Genomic DNA, 17,153 nt, shown 5'->3' on the forward strand with positions numbered 1-17,153 from the left:
ATAAATAAAACAAAAGCAAGCTTTTACTGCTTGCTAGTTGTGGTTTTTGAGCTTTGCTGCAACTTGATTCTAAGTGCAAATTTTCACATTCAACCGATACCTACTGGTACAAAAAATGCCATTAAAATAATCACTAGATTTAAAGCAAAAACTACACCCTTGTTTGTTCCTGAGTAAAACATTGGATTTTCAAAATTTAAAAATCCGTATATTACCAATTCTAAACGACCATTAACATCATCCAATTCTGGCATTTTTTGACTTACATAAGAAGCGACATTTTGTCCCATGTAGAACATTCCTAAAGCAAAAATGTAGTAAATAATCACAGCTAAATTAGAAAATCACAGTAATTTTTTAGTTAAAATAATGCTTTTTCTTCTTAACACTAAGGCAACCATACCAATCAGTGGATTTACAAAGTGAGTTAATGTCTGTGAAACAAGTGACATTGATAAAACAGTTTTATCTGTGTTATTTGCTTTGAATTTCAAAATCACTTGGAAAAATATTAAACTTCAAAAAATAATGAATGTAATAGTGATGTTTAATACTGACAAAAATAATGCTTTTTGAATTTTAGATTTATCTCAAATAATTGCGTATGCAATCAAAATAATTGCCAAAGCAAAGTTTGAAATGTAAGTAAAAGTGTATGTGCTAGATCAAAATTGACTCATTAAACCCTGCGCAACACGACTATGAATTGCTTCTTTTACTATGTCTCCATTGTATTTGGCACTGAATTTTTCAATGTTTTCAATGTATAAGAAAGTTTCTGCTTTTCAACTTAATATAGCAGCCAAAACAAGAAAAACAAAAGCTAAAATCCCTCCTCAAAAAATCAATTTTCTTTTTCGTTCTCAGTTTTTGTAACTTGTGAAATACTTGTTATTTTTTATGTTTTCTAAAGTCATGCTAAAAAATATAACAAAAAAGGTCAAAAATAATTGATTTTTGTTTTATATTTTTTGGATTGAAAACAATATAATTTTTGTTATGAATAAAGAAAATATAAAGAAATATTATCTATGTGGACCAACTGTATATAACTACGTTCACATCGGAAACATGCGACCAATTTTGACTTTTGATCTAATGATTAGAGCGCAAAGAGCGCAAGGACAAAACATTCAGTTTTTACACAATATCACTGATATCGATGACAAAATAATCAACAAAGCAATTTTTGAAAACAAAACTGAGACTCAAATTAGTGAGTATTACACAGACCAATACTTAAAAATGCTCGAAGTTTATAACATTCAAAAACCAAATATTATTGCTAAAGTCACAGACCATCTGGACATAATTTTTGATTTTATTAAACAGCTAATCAACAAAAAATCAGCCTATCAACGTGGAGTAAATGTTTATTTTGATGTTATGAAGAATCGTCAAAATTATGGTGAAGTGAGTGGGCAAGTTGTAGAGAATTTAGAAGCGGAAAATAATGATGAAAATAAACTAAATTCAGTCGACTTTGCCCTGTGAAAAGATACTAATGTTGGCATCAAATATGATTCACCTTTTGGCAAGGGAAGACCAGGGTGACATACAGAGTGTGTTGCTATGATTAATCAATATTTCGGCAATGAAACTATTGACATACACGCAGGGGGAGTTGACTTAACATTCCCACACCACGAAAATGAAAATATCCAATTTAGAGCCTTAACAAATAACCCACTAGCTAAACAATGAATTCACTTTGGAACGGTTAATCTAAACAATGAAAAAATGTCTAAATCAATAGGAAATATTGTTCTTGCTAAAGACTTTTTAAAAGATTGAAGCGCAGACACATTGAGAATGATTTTTCTATCTTCTGCTTACTCAAAACCTATTAACATTACTGATGAATTACTGATGTCAAACGAAAAAATGATTTCTAAAATAGATTTATCACTAAAAAAAATGCAATTAGAAGATGAGTCAATGCAAATTGATGAAGTTTTGGTTAAAGAAGTTATTGACAATGTTGCTGAACTAAATTTCGCTCCTGCAATGAAAATAGTACATGAACTGATGAAGTCAAAAAACAGTGCCACTCTAAAAAGAGTTTTAGAGCTTTTAGGTTTCAATGTAGCCAATGTTTTAGTCAGTGAAGATGATAAAAAAATGTATCAAGACTGAAAACAATTGGTTGAAAACAAAGATTACCACAAAGCCGACATACTTCGCGAAGTGCTAAAAGAAAGAAAATTAATCTAATGAAAAACTTTATTTTTGGTCGTAACTCCGTTATTGATGCTATCAATGAAAACTTTCCGATTACTGAAATTTGAATTCAAGAAAATATTAAACTAGATATCAAATTCAAAAATGTTAAAAAAGTATCAAAAGTAAAACTAGATAAGATTACAGAACAAAATCACCAAGGTGTTATTGCTTTTATTAAAGATTTTGAATATGCTGATTTCGAGAAATTGTTACGTAACAAGCCTGACAATGTATTAATTTTAGATCACATTCAAGATGTACAAAATTTAGGTGCAATTATAAGAAGCGCAAATGTTTTTGGTGTAAATTGAATTTTGATACCAACAGATCGAGCAGCTAGCGTTACACCTGTTGCTTTAAAAATTTCTTCTGGTGGATTTGTTAATATGAATATCATCAAAGTTCCTTCTTTGTTTAATGCAATTGAAAAATTGAAACAAAATGGCTACTGAATTTACGCAACTGCACTTAACCAGAATGCTAGCGATATTAATAAAACTAAGTTCAATCGTCCAAGCGTTTTGGTAATCGGTAACGAACAAAAAGGTGTGTCAAATACAATTATCAAAGCTAGTGATCAACTAATTTATATCCCACAAAAAGGTACAGTTCAGTCACTGAATGCTTCTGTAGCAACAGGGATTGCCCTTTTCTGTCTAACTAATAATCCAAATGAATAATGATAAAAAAGTGAGAAAAAATCGGGACTCACTTTTTTTCTTTTTTCTCATAATAAAAGTATGAAGAAGAAAATGAAAGTAATAAAGAAATTTTTAGAGCTAGAAAAAAGGATAAATTTTGTCGCAAGACAGATTATTGAAATTTACAAATTAGGTATTGACGAACAAGACTTAATTCACAATTGTTGAGTAGATATTGAAAAAATATTAAGCAACACTAATGACAAGTATCTTGATGTTTATTTAATTAATGGAATCAAATTTTTGTTTATGAATTGAGCAAAAAAGGCAATAGGCAAAAAACGCAACTTTGAAATAACGATGAGTGATTTTGAAGAAAATTTCAGTGATGTTTGCGACGAAGAAAAAGATTTTTCACTCAAAAATCTTAAACTTGAGCTCACAATGTTATTGAATATGAGTGAAAAGGAAAAGGCTATTTTTGAAAACATTTGTAACCAAAATTACAACAATCGCATAATGTCACAAGAGCTAAAAATATCACCATATTTAATTCAAAAAACAAAAGACAGGCTAATTGCTTCAATAAAGGACTTGGTGATGTAGTTATAAGTGGTTTTTAGTTAATTATGTTATAATTAAAACCATGAAAAAAGCAAGTAACAAAATAAATTTAGCATGTGATGTTTGCAAAAGAAAAAATTATGTCACGAATAAATCAATAATTGAACGCATGCAATTAAACAAGTATTGTCGTTATTGCAATGCTAAAACTCTTCATAAAGAGGAAAAATAATGTTAGATCCACTAAAAAATCAAAATTTTAAAGACACTGAAGCACTAAAACCTAAAGCACCAAAACCAGAAAAAGAAAGACGCTTTCGTGCTTTTAGAAAAGATATCAAAAGAATTATTTGACCAAGTGGTAAAAAATCTTGAGTTTGATTTGGTTTAACAGTTGCGTTCGTTGTTGTTTTCGCTATTTTCTTTTTTGTTGTTACCTTGTTATTTACAAACTTATGAAATGCAGTTGGAATTAAGTTATAGGAGTCAATATGGATAGTTCAGAAAATTCATACAAATGATACATGGTCTCAACAGTGTCAGGAAAAGAAGAAAAAGTTATTGAAACATTATGAAACAAAATTGAAACAGAAAACATGAGCCACTATTTCAATGACATTCGTATTTTCACTGTTCCACACTTAACAAACCGTGAATTAGAGAAAAAAACTAAAGGTGAGGCATACACACCAAAATATATCAATTTATATAAAGGATACATTTTCGTACAAATGATTATGAGTGACCCAGCTTGATACTTAGTGCGTAATACTCAATATGTTACTGGATTAGTTGGATCGAGTGGTAAAGGAGCAAAGCCTACTCCTATTTCAAATCGTAAAATTCGTGAAATGGAACAAAAAGAAAAATCATTACGTGAAGAATTTGAAAAAGGAAATATTGAAACAGCTTTTAAAGAGTCAACAATTGTTAGAATTGTTAACGGTCCTTATACAGATCAAAACGGAGTTATCCTTAAAAATGATGATGTCGCACAAAGAGCATTCGTGGAAATTGAAATCTTTGGACGTAAAACACCAACTGAATTCGATTATGAAGATTTAGAAATTATTGGTTAATTAATAAAATTAAAATAAAAGCAGAAAGGCTTAAATGTCCTTCTGCTTTTTTAATATTTCAATATATTGATCGATGAAATCTTCACCAAAAATTTCTTTACGTGAATTAAATAATAAAAATAGATAATCTAGTTCATCATAAATTTTATAAATTAATTCTTTTGGATAATTATATTGACTAACATTATTTTTGAAATCAGGTCAGTCAATAACGTTGAAATCATGGTCTAAGTGCGTTTTAATGTCTAAATCGAAATCGATATACTTAATTGTTTTATCTTCTATGAAGAAAGGCGTTGCTAAATTTACATAAACATATTTTTTTTCATCTCTTAACAAAATAGTTGCATTAAAGAAATGTTCCTTACTGAAAATGAATATTGTGGGCTCACTAACTACTCAATTAATTGTTGCTTCAGCAACCTTAGTTTTCAACATCAAACAAGCAACATAATCCTGGTTAAAATCAATTATTTTGACTCCGTTGTACTCACGATACAAATGCCCATCGTATTTAAAGCACTGAATGTTAACAAATTCGCCTCTTTTTAAGCGATGTCTTCTTGGTGCTGGAGTAGTTTGTGAGTCAAAGTTGAAATCTTCTCTATTATTCATATTTACTTAATTCTAAACCATTGAATGCGTTTGAGTATGTTAATTGATATGTTTGATATCTTGATTCTTTTCATAAGAATTGACGGTATGTGCTTATTCTTCTTTGTATTGCTTCATTTCTTTGTTTAGCTAGTTTGTAATCAAAATAAGTTTTTTCGTTTTCCTGAATTACATTATCATTATTCGCATCTCTTCAGAAGAATGCTTCCAATTTTTTGTTCGGATTTCATTTATCTATTAAGTAAGGTTTTGTTGTGTAATAACTTACATAATCTTTATAATCATTACCCAATACTCACTCAGGGCCGTAGTCTTGAGTAATTGAGTCCCAGTCTTTTTTAGTTCGATAGTTACCCTTGTTAAGAACAATAGGTAATTTAGTTACACTATCACTGTTAGCATCTTTAAAAACAAGGTAATTATTGTTTTGAGCATTAAATTGTTGAATATAAGTATCAATGTTTTTATTTTCTAGATCAGTGCTTTTTAATTTTAAAAATCCATTGAAATATAATTCATTATCCTTTAAATTTCTAGAAACTGATAAATCATAATTATCACTTTGTGAAGCAACATCTAGAGCAGTTGTGTCAATTGACATTTGACAAATTGGAAGCCCATAACCAACTAAGTCAAGATAAGCCTTGTAAAGTAATTTTTGGCGTTTCAGTTGATACTCAGTCGAATCAACATCTCTTGAAACCCATCAAGCATAAGGTGTTGGAAATACTCAGTTTGAACCATAAATTCTTGCACTACTTTCATCTAGGGCTTGATATGCAAAATTATCTTGAAAACTATATTGTTCTAATTTATTTATTGACATAAGACGCATTAAATCATCTCCCAGCGATGAAATGAAAACGTTATTTGCGCCATTGACATAGGCATAGAAACCAGGATTTAACCCATTATTGTAAGCAACATTCAAAGCGGTCTTAGGAGCAAAACTTAGTTTTAAAAACTCCCTTGCAAACAATTCATCAAACGAAAAGTAATAATTTAGTGTTGAGCCGCTAACGCTGTCGGCATATTGGAATGCTGAGTCCATCGAGTTGTTAAATGTATTATTTTTAAACTTATTTAAATAATTTCAGTTAAGCGACTCATTGTCTTGTTTTGAATTAGCAATTTCGAAAAGCTCGTGCGCTGAATATGAAGAATAAATAGGTTTGAATGAAGAAGATAGATAGTCTCAAAAACGTGGTCTTAGTATTTTATCTAACTTGAATAATGAATCATAAAAATCTGTGTAAAACTTTTTATTAGTTGTTTTTAGACTTGCTGAGTGCCCGTGATAATTATCGCCACTGCTATTTTCATACACATCATTGTTTGATAATGTGTCTTTTTCTCTGGCTGACATTGCATAAATATTGGCGACATGGTGCATATATTCATGTACTAAAGTTGGCAACACTAATTCGACCTTAGTTTTAACTGGGACATCAGTTCAAGGATATCTCAATTTACGCACTTGATTGTTTGAATCATAAATAAAATTACTAATACTTAGATAAATATTTTCATAAACAGGAACGAAAAAACCGTTAGCATTTGATGTATTTGATAGATTTTTAACTTCAGGGATATTAATGTTGACATTATTTAATTCGCGCATTTCTCCACTGAAACCACCTCTTTGATAAAATTGTTGTGCCAAAACCTTCATTCCTTCTTGGTTAAAAAAGTATTTCTTCTCAACTACACCATTTGTGCTATCAACAACTTCGGTGTATGGTCATTCGTTAATAGTTAAATAGCGAGGATCATAATTTTCATTTATTTTGCCATCTTTGTCATACTTTGCATTAAAAGTTATTCTATCCTTATAATCTGGTGTATAAATTGGACTTTTTTGACTCAATTTGCCACTTAAAGCAAAAAATAAAGTCACTCCAACTACTACTGAGAAAACTACAATTGCAAAAGCTATTATGCTAGCTAAGATAGATTTAGATTTTTTGGGATTTTGATTCTTCATTGTAAACATATTTAAATGTTATTACATTAGCAAAACAAAATTAGTAAAATAGTTAAATATGAGACTTAAATATAATAAAGATGCAGCTGACATTATTTTTCAATCAGCTTTTCAAATCAAGGAATTCCCTATTCGAGTGGACAAAACTACATATTTAGAAATAGGAATGGGTAAAGGTCAAATGATTACGCAATTGGCAGCACAAAATCCTAATATCAACTACATTGGATGTGAAAAATATCCGACAGTTGCTCTTCATGCTTTGAAAAAGATTGAGCAAATGGAACTAAAAAATATGATGTTGTTAATTGAAGACGCTAACAAAATTGATGAGTTATTCGCAAATAAAATCGATCGCATTTATCTAACTTTTTCAGATCCGTGACCTAAAAAACGTCATGCTAAAAGAAGATTATTACATCGCAATTTCTTATTAAAATTCAAAAACATTCTAAAACCAGGAGCAAAAATAATTTTCAAAACTGACAGCGACAGCTTGTTTGATTTTGCAATTGAAGAAATTCAAGCCATTAATGCAAAAATGACTTATATGACTCGCGACTTGCACAATAGCGATAAAAATAAGGACAACATTACGACAGAATATGAACAAAAATGGTCATCACGCGGAAAAAACATTAATTACTTGGAATTAGAATTTGACTAAAACGCTGAATTTTCAGTGTTTTTTTTCTTTAAAAAGTAACTTTTTTCTCGAAAATTGCAGATTTTTATGCCCAAAAGCAGCTCTGATGCTTTATGGTATAATATTAATAATTATATTTAATTATTAATTTAGGAGTTTTTTATGTCTTTTGATGATGACAAACTTAATGATGAACTAACTAACGACGATAAGTACTTAACTGAAGATGAAGAGATTAAAAAAGTCTTCGAAGAAGAAGTAATAGTCGAAGAAGATGAAGAAGAAATTCCACCGCAAGAAAAAGAAGGTTACCAAGTTAAATCTGCTATCTTAGAAGAAGAAAAAGATGGACTTGCACCTGTTAGTCTTGTTGCGGAAATGAAATCTGCATTTATTGAATATGCAATGAGTGTTATTGTTTCACGGGCTCTTCCTGATGCTAAAGATGGACTAAAGCCAGTTCACCGTAGAATTTTTTACGCCATGAGTGAAATGGGGATGTTTTTTAACCAGCCACACAAGAAATCAGCCAGAATTGTCGGGGAAGTTTTAGGGAAATACCACCCACATGGTGACTCATCAGTTTATGAAGCAATGGTGCGTATGGCGCAAGATTTCTCACTTCGTTATCCTTTAATCGATGGTCATGGTAACTTTGGATCAATCGACGGTGACGAAGCTGCTGCAATGCGTTATACTGAAGCAAGAATGTCTAAAATGGCTTCGCTACTAGTAGATAGTATTAAAAAAGAAACAGTTGATTTTATTGATAACTACGACGCCACTGAAAAAGAACCTGTTGTTCTACCAGCAAGATTTCCAAACTTATTAGTTTCTGGAACAAGCGGAATTGCCGTTGGTATGGCAACAAGCATTCCGCCACATAATCTAGGAGATGTTATCAATGCTGCAATTGCATTAGCAGCAAATAGTAACATAAGTATTGATGAATTAATTGAAATAGTTCAAGCTCCCGATTTTCCAACTGGTGGTATTCTATTTGACAAAGCAAGTGTTGTTAATGCTTACAAAACCGGTAGAGGTAGTGTAACTATTCGTTCAAAAGCACATATTGAAAGATTCGCAAATGGTAAAAGTAGAATTGTTGTAAGTGAAATACCTTATGCAATCAAAAAGACTGACATCATTGAAAAAATAAGTCAATTAGTTAAAGAAAAAAGAATTGAAGGAATTGGAGATTTTAGAGACGAATCTAACCGTGAAGGTATTAGAATTGTTATTGATATTAAAAAAACATTCCATCCAGAAGTTATTCTAAATACTCTTTACAAACTTACTCAATTGCAATCTAAATTTTCAATCAACACTATTGCTTTAGTTAATAATGAGCCTAAACTATTGAATCTAAAGGATGCATTGCAAGTTTACATCGACCACCAAAAAGATGTAGTTACACGTCGTTTAAAATTTGACCTAGAAAAAGATGAACAAAGAGCACACATTTTACATGGTTTAAAAATTGCTGTCGAAAATATTGATGAAGTTATTGAAATTATCAAAAAATCAAAAACTGATGCTGAAGCCCAATCTAGATTAGCACAAAGATTTTCATTATCAGAAGCACAAACAAAAGCTATTGTCGAAATGCGTTTAGGACGGCTAACAGGTTTAGCAATTGAAAAAATGAATGAAGAAATTGCGATGTTAGAAAAACGTATTGCCGAATACAAAGAAATCTTGAACTCAGAAGAAAAATTAATTCAACTAATCATTGAAGAATTGAGAGAAATCAAAGAACAATATACAGACAAACGTCGCAGTGAAATTCGTTGAGATTTACAATCATCAATAGAAGATGAAGATTTAATCCCAGTTAAAGACATTGTTATAACTTACTCAGCTAATAACTATATTCGTCGTACTGATTTAGACGAATATCGTGAACAAAGAAGAGGTGGAATTGGTTCGAATGCAGCCAAAACATATGCCGATGACAAAGTTGAAAATATTATCGTTACTTCAACTCACACCGATCTTTTAATTTTTACTTCAAGTGGTAAAGTCTTCCGGCTAAGAGGACATGAAATTCCTGCTACATCCAAAAATGCAAAAGGAACTCCAATAATCAATATTCTTCCTAACATGGATAAAGATGAAAATATCCGTGAAATTATTTCAACCAATGACTATGATTCAAACAAATACTTACTAACAGCTTCAAGAAATGGTATTTTGAAAAAAACAAGATTAAGTGAATATCGTTTGATTAATAGAAGCGGAAAACGTGCCCTAGGCCTAAGAGAAGATGACCAACTTATTGCAGCAATGATAATAGAAGAAAACGAAGAAATTTTTGTTGCTGCTTCAAACAACAGACTAACTCGTTTTGATGCAAGTGAAATCAGGGCGCAATCAAGAATTGCCACTGGGGTAATCGGTATTAAACTAGACGAAGGTAGTCGTGTAGTATCGGTGTCATCTTCAAACCAAGGAAAATTGATTTTCTCAATGGGTTCTGAAGGTTATGGAAAAATGAGTGACGTTGAAGACTTTAGAAAAACTTCACGTAATGCTAAAGGAGTTATTGCTCTGAATGCAGCTAAGTCGGGTGAATTAGTTTACGCTGCTGCTGTTAAAGGAGACGAAGACCTAATTATTATGACCAAAGAAGGTATTGCTATTCGTTTTAATTTAAGACAAGTGTCAACCACTGGAAGAAATTCTAAAGGTGTTAAATTAATTACTCTAAAAAACAACAACGATCACATTGTTGCCATTGCTAAGATCAACAGTTTAAATGATGATGAAGAAAATACTGACGTTACTGACGCAAATCAAGACGTCAAAAACACAAGTAATGAATAAAAAACTACTTTAAAGAATAAAAAAGTTTATAATTATAAGTAGCACTAGGGATTTATATTCCTTAATCATGCATTTGCATTCTAGTGCCGTTACACAAATATAAATTTAAAAAAAGAGAGCTGGTCACTCTCTTTTTCTTTGTCTTTTTTATTTGTCTTCAATGCTTTTATATCCTGGTAGCAATTTGCCTTGGACATATTCTAGGCTTGCTCCACCACCAGTTGAAATGAAGCTAAAACGGTCTTGATAGTTTAATTTATTAATAGCAGCGACTGAATCTCCCCCACCAACTACTGAAAAACAGTCTGTATTTTGGGAAATGGCTATGGCTATCGATTTTGTTCCTACTTCATAATTACTAAATTCAGTAACTCCCAAGGGACCATTTCAAAAAATAGTTTTTGCTTTTTGGATTTCATTAGCAAATAATTTCACAGTTTCAGGACCAATGTCCATTGAAGTGCAGTCAGCAGGTATATTTTTATTTTCGGGGCTTGAGTATTGTGGTTGGATATCTGCAAATTCTTTAGCATAAGCATTATCAATTGGCAATAAAATCTTTGTTTTATTGTTTTCATAAAGATTTTTTGCTAGTTCTAAGTAATCATCTTCAACTAGTGAAATACCTATTTCGACACCTTTTGCCTTTAAGAAGGTATAAGCCATTGCTCCACCAATTAAAACCTTGTCACATTCTTTAATAAGCTGTTCTAAAACTTGAATTTTATCGCTTATTTTAGCCCCACCGATGATGGCTACATAAGGTCTTGCTGGATTATTTTTTAATTTAGCAAGATTTTCGATTTCTTCTTGCATTAAAAATCCTAAAGCACTTTCTTTTATGTTTGAAGCAATTCCAACATTTGATGCATGACTACGGTGAGCAGTAGCGAATGCATCATTAACAAAAACATCGCCTAAAGAAGCTCAATATTTTGCCAATTCAGGATCATTTTTTGACTCAGCTTTGTTGTTTAAATCTTCAAAACGAGTGTTTTCTAAAAATAAAATTTGTCCACTTTTTAGATTTTTTATTGCTTCTTCAACTTCACTTCCTCTCGTTTTAGGGACAAAAAATACATCATTATCAACATATTTTTTGAACTCTTCAACAACTGGTTTTAGCGATTTGGAAACTAAGTCCTCTTCGGTTTTTACTCTTCCTAAATGACTTAATAAAATTAATTTAGCACCCTGTTGAGTAATAAAGTTAATAGTTTTCAGTGCCTTTTTGATTCTGTTAGCATCAGTTACATAGTATTGATTATTATCGTTTTTTGCAAGTGGCAAATTGAAATCAACTCTTGCTAAAACTATCTTGTCTTTTAAATTAACATCATATAATGTCTTTTTCATGTCTTTCCTTTCATGCTATTAATATTATACTAGCAGCTAGCTTATAAACAAAGTTTATAAATTTAATTTTTATTAAGTTTATAATTATTAATATTTACCATTTCAAGGAGGAATTATGGCTCAAAAAATGCGCGACAATCGCCAAAATGATGACATTGTAAAAACCAGTGTGTCTAACTACTTAAATGAGTTTGTGAACTTCGCAAAACAACCGCGTTTAAAAAAATATAATGAGCAAGCATTAATTGAGATATTCGAAGGCATTACCTGAATGTCACAAATAGATAGAAAACTTGCTAAAAAACAACAAGAATTTCGTAAACAACATGCTTTAAAAAATAACAAAAATGCTGTTGAATATGAATATGCAAAATGAAGCCAAGACTCGCGAGCACAAAAAATTGAAGAAACATCAACAAAATGACCTAGAGTAGTTGCAATTGGAGGTTTTGCAATTGCTCTAATTGTTGTTGTTCTATTAATTTTAACTGTAACAGTGTGAGCTCCAACTAAGTAGAGGTTATTTATGGAAAATGCATTTTTAATCATCATTTTAATTTTTGTTGTCCTAATTTTTCTCATTATGGTTATTTTGGCTTTTCATCAAATTTTGAAGTTTTTATCAAAATTCAAAAGCTTGAAACAGAAGGTAAGTAAAAGTTCGAAAATTAGATTAATCCACCAACTAAAAGAGAGTTTAGAATTTTTATCAAAACACAAAACGGGAGCTATTATTACTATTGAAATGAAAGAAAGACTTGATAACTTACGTACTGATGGAGTTATCATCGATGCTAATATTTCTTCTTCATTAATTATTAGTATTTTCAATAAACACACTCCTTTACACGATGGGGCAATCATTATTCGTGATAATAAAATTGTTTATGCTGCCACATACTACAAAATTACAAAAAAATCAATTGACAACAAATATGGAGCAAGACACCGTGCTGCTTTAGGAATTAGCGAAATCTCCGATTCCGTAACACTGGTTGTCAGTGAAGAAAACGGAAATATCACTCTTGCTAGAAATGGTTCGCTGAATTTAATTGCTATCGACCAGTTGCAAGAGTCTTTAGTTAACATTTTCAAAGATTACTAATTTAATAAGGAGGTAAAGATGAAAGACGTTTTAACCTTAAAGCAGCTAAAAAACGCCTTACAATTCAAAAACGTACACCTTATTCGTACTTTCGTTGATGAGACTCCTAATGCTACAATTGCTGACAAAATTGAAGAATTAACACCTTATGAAAGAATTTTCTTTTTCCGTATCATCAAACCAAAGGATAGCGGGGAAATTTTTTCATACCTTGAAAATGATATTCAAGAAGAAATAATTAAAGCATTTACTGACGAAGAACTCGAAGCTATTTTGGATGACTTATATTTAGACGACATTGTTGACTTGATTGAAGAAATGCCAGACAACATTGCACAAAAGATTTTAAGTCACGTTAAAAATAGTGATGATCGCAACAAAATTAATCGTCTTTTAAAATATGATGATGATTCGATTGGTTCAGTTATGAGTGTGGAATTCATTGCTTTACAGGATGATATTAGTTGCTCCAAAGCAATTGAAGAAATTCGGAAACTAAGAGAAGATTCTGAACTGGTTCACTACTATGTTGTTTTAGATCATGAACAACGTCTTCAAGGAGTAACCACTCTTGAAAATATTGTCTTTGTTGATTCAAGAAGAAATACAAAAATATTTGAAGTCACGGAAGCAATTGCAAGCGTTTCAGTTAATGACAAAAAAGAAAAAGCTGCTCGGATTTTCGCTGAGCAAGATATGTCAGTTCTTCCAGTTGTAAACGAAAAAAATCATGTTATTGGAATTATTACTTCCGATGACGTTATTGACGTTTTAGAAGAAGAAGCAACCGAAGATATTTATAAAATGGCCGGGATTAATGCTGAAGTCGAAATTTCATATAACGACAAAAACATTGTTCGCAAAATCTTTAAATCTCGGATTTTCTGACTAATAATTTTGATGGTTGGTTCAACATTTTCGCAATTAATCATTCAAGTATTCCAGGATAAGGTTGACAATAGTATATTGTTCCAAAGTGCAATTTCTTCAGCCATTATAGTTTCTATGGTTCCAGTTATTTCTGGAACAGCTGGTAATGCAGGTTCACAATCAGCAACAACTGTTATTCGAGCTATATCACTTGGTGAAGTGAAGAAAAAACCTTGACGCGTTGTTGGAATAGAAATGCGATCGGGACTATTGATTGCCACTGTCTTATTCATTGTCAATTTTGCACGTTTAACATTGTACTTTACTGCTACTCGCGATATCATGGGAAAAATTGGAGCAGATGGACATGTGGAAGTTACTACTGCCGGAGTATTGATAATGTGTTTAGTTTCAAGTTTAGCAATGTTTGTAGCAGTTATTTTTGCTAAATTTGTAGGTTCAGTTGTTCCTTTATTGGCCACAAAACTAAAAAAGGATCCGGCAGTTATGTCAAGCCCTATTCTTGCTACTGTTACTGATGCCACTTCGACATTGATATTCTTTAGTTTTGCAATGCTAATGTTTTCACTGTTCAGTCCAGTTATCCACTAATGAAATTAAACCTATTTTAGAGTCACAAATGATGTGACTTTTTTTAGGTTTTTTATACAAATTATGAAACACTAAAATAATAAAAAAGAGCAAGAATCAATCTTACTCTGAGTATATAATATTACTTTTTACTTTTTTCGTTATCCTGAAAGACTTCTTTACCAACTGCCATGATTTTAGCTACTTCTGAAAGGTTAGGTGGAATGATTATTTTTGTTGCTGTTCCATTAGCTAATGTTTTAATTTCATCTAAAGCTTTGTACTGTAAAACTTCTTTACTGATTTTAGCTTCATTCAATAATTCTATTGATTGTTTCTTAGCTTGTGCTTCTAACAAAATTCTTTGTTTTTCAGCCTCAGCTTGTAAAATGATTTTTTCTTTAGCAGCTTCAGCATTTAGGATTACGCTTTCTCTATTCCCTTGAGCATTAAGAATAAGTGATTGTTTGATTCCTTCTGATTCTAAAATTCTTGCTCTTTTATCCCTTTCAGCTTGCATTTGGCGAATCATTGCTTGCTCTACTTCTTTTGGCGGAATGATGTTTTGAATTTCAACTCTATTTACTCTAATCCCCCACGCATCTGATGCTTCGTCTAATGTTTTTGTTAGTTTCGCATTAATTATTTCTCTCGATGTCAACGACTGGTCTAATTCTAGTTCTCCAATTAGATTTCTCAAGGTGGTTGCTACCAAGTTTTCGATTGCCTTGAAAGGATTTTCTGCCCCATATGAATATAGTTTGGCATCAAAAATCTTCAAGTAAACTACTGTGTCTACTTTAATTGTGGCATTATCTTTTGTAATAACACTTTGAGCAGGGAAGTCAAACACTTTTTCTTTAATATTTTCTTTTACTACTACCCGGTCAATGATTGGAAAAATGAAGTTAACTCCTTTTTCCAATGTTCTGTGATACTTACCTAATCTTTGTACAATTCAAAAATATGTTTCTGGCACTATTTTGATTGAAAGACATAATAAAACAATTACTAAAAGAGCTAAAAATCCGAATACTATTCCTAAAATTGCTGCTGTTGTCATATTAACTCCTATTTATAAACTCGAAAAGCAGACTGTTGACTGTTGTCATAACTTCAGTCATAACACTCTTCATTTAAAATATCTTCAACTAAATTCTTTAAACTTCCTGTTCCGTTGCCAGTAACGATTAATAATTCATCTTCATAAGAATTGTAGTCAAAACTTCTTAGACTATTAATCACTACCGCTGCTGCACGATTAATATCTAAACCATGTAAGTCTATTTTTCTAGTCATTTTGCTTTCTTAATTTCTGGCATTTTGGGCAGAAATATGTCCCCCTTCCATTAGTTTTCGTTTTTTGAATGATAGTTTGACAAATTGTACAAGGTTTATTTACTTTAGTATGAACTTTAAGAAAATGTTGATACTGACCTTCTTGCTTGTTGAGTGATTCATAAGAATCAATCGTTGAGCCACCAAGTTCTTCACTTTTGTGCATAATTTCTGAAGCTTTTTGCATCAAAAGCTTCAATTCTTGTTTGCTTACGAGTTTTGAAGGTGTTTGTGGGTGAATTTTGGCTGCAAATAAGCTTTCATCAGCATAAATATTACCTATTCCTGAAACCAACTTTTGATTTAAAATCATTGTTTTAATAGCAGTTGAAGATTTGCTAGTTTTAGCATAAAGTGAATCAATATCCACTTTGTCAGGTGTCAGGGCCACTGAAGCTAGCGGTTGACTTGTCAAGTAATTGTTTTTATTGCGTAAATGAAAAGTACCAAACGCCCTAGAGTCCACATATTGTAATTGTGAATTATCGCTAAAATTAAAAACTACATGGGCATGTTTTTCGAATTCGTGTTTTTGGTCATAATAACGATATTTACCTTCCATACGCAAATGAGAAATCATGACTAAGTTGTTAGTCAAAAAGAACACAATGTGCTTTGCAACATTGCTAATATCAATGATTTTTTGATTTTTTAGTTCATTTTGAAACGCTTCACTATCAACATCTTTGATCATTTTTGTTTTGTTAACAATGACTGAATCGATAGTTTTATTCAAAACACATTCTTTGAGTTTTTTTACAACAACTCGAACTTCTGGTAATTCTGGCATATAACTTAATTTTATCAAATCAGTATAGTCCTAAGGCTTATAATATTTATTATGACTAATAAATATGATGATGTTTTTGTTACCACAACTGACACGGTTTTAGGTCTAGGAGTAAGATTAAAAGATAATAATTTAGACTTGCTTTATGAATTGAAACAACGTGATTTGACTAAAAAAATAATAATTTTAGTTGCCGATATAGAGCAAGCAAAACAAATCGTGGAATGAAACCAAAAAGCTGAACAAGTGGCAGAAAAATATTGACCTGGTGCAGTGAGTTTAATTGTTAAAGGGCAAGGTTTTAGAATGCCGAATCAGCCAAAACTTTTGGAATTTTTACGCAAAAATGGTCCTTGTTATGTTACAAGTTGTAACATCAGCAATCAACAAGTAGCCAAAAATTTAGAAGAAGCAAAAAAAATCTTTCCTCAATTAACCAAATTTTACGATTTTGGTGAACTTTCAGGGCAACCAAGCAAGATAATAGACTTGGATAATGGTAAAATTATAAGGGAATAGATTGGA

19 protein-coding genes are annotated in these 17,153 nt (G+C 31.2%); 12 read left to right on the forward strand and 7 right to left on the reverse strand.

Annotated features, from left to right (window positions below):
• Nucleotides 1-23 precede the first annotated feature (23 nt).
• A complete protein-coding gene (locus ACWXVN_RS00685) occupies nt 24-917 on the reverse strand; it encodes an MAGa3780 family membrane protein (RefSeq protein ID WP_455978781.1) in 894 nt (297 codons plus the stop codon).
• An 82-nt stretch (nt 918-999) separates the two neighbouring features.
• On the opposite strand from ACWXVN_RS00685, the gene cysS reads away from it, so the two are divergent.
• The 6 genes from cysS to nusG are packed head-to-tail and all read left to right on the forward strand — an operon-like array spanning nt 1,000 to nt 4,507.
• Nucleotides 1,000-2,214, forward strand: coding sequence for a cysteine--tRNA ligase (gene cysS, locus ACWXVN_RS00690; RefSeq protein ID WP_438341629.1), 1,215 nt, complete (start codon nt 1,000-1,002; stop codon nt 2,212-2,214).
• Nucleotides 2,214-2,903, forward strand: coding sequence for a 23S rRNA (guanosine(2251)-2'-O)-methyltransferase RlmB (gene rlmB / locus ACWXVN_RS00695; protein ID WP_455978782.1), 690 nt, complete (start codon nt 2,214-2,216; stop codon nt 2,901-2,903). Before cysS ends, rlmB begins: the two co-directional genes overlap by 1 nt.
• A 60-nt stretch (nt 2,904-2,963) precedes the next feature.
• Nucleotides 2,964-3,470 carry a hypothetical protein gene (locus tag ACWXVN_RS00700; protein ID WP_438341627.1) on the forward strand — a complete coding sequence of 169 codons (507 nt, stop codon included), beginning with the start codon at nt 2,964-2,966 and terminating at the stop codon, nt 3,468-3,470.
• 40 nt (nt 3,471-3,510) lie between these two features.
• Nucleotides 3,511-3,660: a 50S ribosomal protein L33 gene (gene rpmG / locus ACWXVN_RS00705; RefSeq protein WP_438341626.1), complete on the forward strand. Its 150-nt coding sequence runs from the start codon at nt 3,511-3,513 to the stop codon at nt 3,658-3,660.
• On the forward strand, nt 3,660-3,911 hold the full coding sequence (gene secE, locus ACWXVN_RS00710; protein WP_438341625.1) for a preprotein translocase subunit SecE: 252 nt from the start codon (nt 3,660-3,662) through the stop codon (nt 3,909-3,911). The genes rpmG and secE overlap by 1 nt, the downstream gene beginning before the upstream one ends.
• A gap of 8 nt (nt 3,912-3,919) precedes the next feature.
• Entirely contained in the window at nt 3,920-4,507 is a 588-nt protein-coding gene (gene nusG / locus ACWXVN_RS00715) for a transcription termination/antitermination protein NusG (protein ID WP_438341624.1), read from the forward strand.
• A gap of 30 nt (nt 4,508-4,537) precedes the next feature.
• Here the strand turns inward: nusG and ACWXVN_RS00720 are convergent, their stop codons facing one another.
• The gene (locus tag ACWXVN_RS00720; RefSeq protein ID WP_455978783.1) at nt 4,538-5,122 is read right to left on the reverse strand and encodes a DUF402 domain-containing protein; all 585 of its coding nucleotides are present in this window, start codon (nt 5,120-5,122) and stop codon (nt 4,538-4,540) included.
• Nucleotides 5,115-7,106 carry an MYPU_1760 family metalloprotease gene (locus ACWXVN_RS00725; protein WP_455978784.1) on the reverse strand — a complete coding sequence of 664 codons (1,992 nt, stop codon included), beginning with the start codon at nt 7,104-7,106 and terminating at the stop codon, nt 5,115-5,117. The genes ACWXVN_RS00720 and ACWXVN_RS00725 overlap by 8 nt, the downstream gene beginning before the upstream one ends.
• Nucleotides 7,107-7,164: 58 nt before the next feature.
• On the opposite strand from ACWXVN_RS00725, the gene trmB reads away from it, so the two are divergent.
• Nucleotides 7,165-7,773, forward strand: a complete 609-nt coding sequence (trmB, locus tag ACWXVN_RS00730) for a tRNA (guanosine(46)-N7)-methyltransferase TrmB (RefSeq protein WP_455978785.1) — start codon at nt 7,165-7,167, stop codon at nt 7,771-7,773.
• 141 nt (nt 7,774-7,914) lie between these two features.
• Nucleotides 7,915-10,578, forward strand: a complete 2,664-nt coding sequence (gene gyrA, locus ACWXVN_RS00735; RefSeq protein ID WP_455978786.1) for a DNA gyrase subunit A — start codon at nt 7,915-7,917, stop codon at nt 10,576-10,578.
• A gap of 147 nt (nt 10,579-10,725) precedes the next feature.
• Here the strand turns inward: gyrA and ACWXVN_RS00740 are convergent, their stop codons facing one another.
• A complete protein-coding gene (locus ACWXVN_RS00740; protein WP_455978787.1) occupies nt 10,726-11,934 on the reverse strand; it encodes a phosphoglycerate kinase in 1,209 nt (402 codons plus the stop codon).
• A gap of 115 nt (nt 11,935-12,049) precedes the next feature.
• Here ACWXVN_RS00740 and ACWXVN_RS00745 point away from each other — a divergent pair, with 115 nt between their 5' ends.
• From ACWXVN_RS00745 to mgtE, 3 genes are read left to right on the forward strand one after another with little or no spacing between them, the layout of a single operon-like run.
• Nucleotides 12,050-12,451 carry a hypothetical protein gene (locus ACWXVN_RS00745; RefSeq protein ID WP_438341618.1) on the forward strand — a complete coding sequence of 134 codons (402 nt, stop codon included), beginning with the start codon at nt 12,050-12,052 and terminating at the stop codon, nt 12,449-12,451.
• A 9-nt stretch (nt 12,452-12,460) separates the two neighbouring features.
• Complete coding sequence (locus tag ACWXVN_RS00750; RefSeq protein ID WP_438341617.1) at nt 12,461-13,039, forward strand: diadenylate cyclase; 579 nt, start codon at nt 12,461-12,463, stop codon at nt 13,037-13,039.
• 18 nt (nt 13,040-13,057) lie between these two features.
• Nucleotides 13,058-14,521, forward strand: coding sequence for a magnesium transporter (gene mgtE / locus ACWXVN_RS00755; protein WP_455968048.1), 1,464 nt, complete (start codon nt 13,058-13,060; stop codon nt 14,519-14,521).
• Nucleotides 14,522-14,642: 121 nt separating this feature from the next.
• Here the strand turns inward: mgtE and ACWXVN_RS00760 are convergent, their stop codons facing one another.
• From ACWXVN_RS00760 to mutM, 3 genes are read right to left on the reverse strand one after another with little or no spacing between them, the layout of a single operon-like run.
• Complete coding sequence (locus ACWXVN_RS00760; RefSeq protein WP_455978788.1) at nt 14,643-15,563, reverse strand: SPFH domain-containing protein; 921 nt, start codon at nt 15,561-15,563, stop codon at nt 14,643-14,645.
• Between the two features lie 8 nt (nt 15,564-15,571).
• A complete protein-coding gene (locus ACWXVN_RS00765; RefSeq protein WP_438341614.1) occupies nt 15,572-15,799 on the reverse strand; it encodes a Smr/MutS family protein in 228 nt (75 codons plus the stop codon).
• A complete protein-coding gene (gene mutM / locus ACWXVN_RS00770; RefSeq protein ID WP_455978789.1) occupies nt 15,792-16,628 on the reverse strand; it encodes a DNA-formamidopyrimidine glycosylase in 837 nt (278 codons plus the stop codon). The genes ACWXVN_RS00765 and mutM overlap by 8 nt, the downstream gene beginning before the upstream one ends.
• 51 nt (nt 16,629-16,679) lie before the next feature.
• Here mutM and ACWXVN_RS00775 point away from each other — a divergent pair, with 51 nt between their 5' ends.
• Entirely contained in the window at nt 16,680-17,147 is a 468-nt protein-coding gene (locus ACWXVN_RS00775; RefSeq protein WP_455978790.1) for an L-threonylcarbamoyladenylate synthase, read from the forward strand.
• Nucleotides 17,148-17,153: the final 6 nt, after the last annotated feature.

The organism is Mycoplasma sp. 4044 (assembly GCF_053851695.1).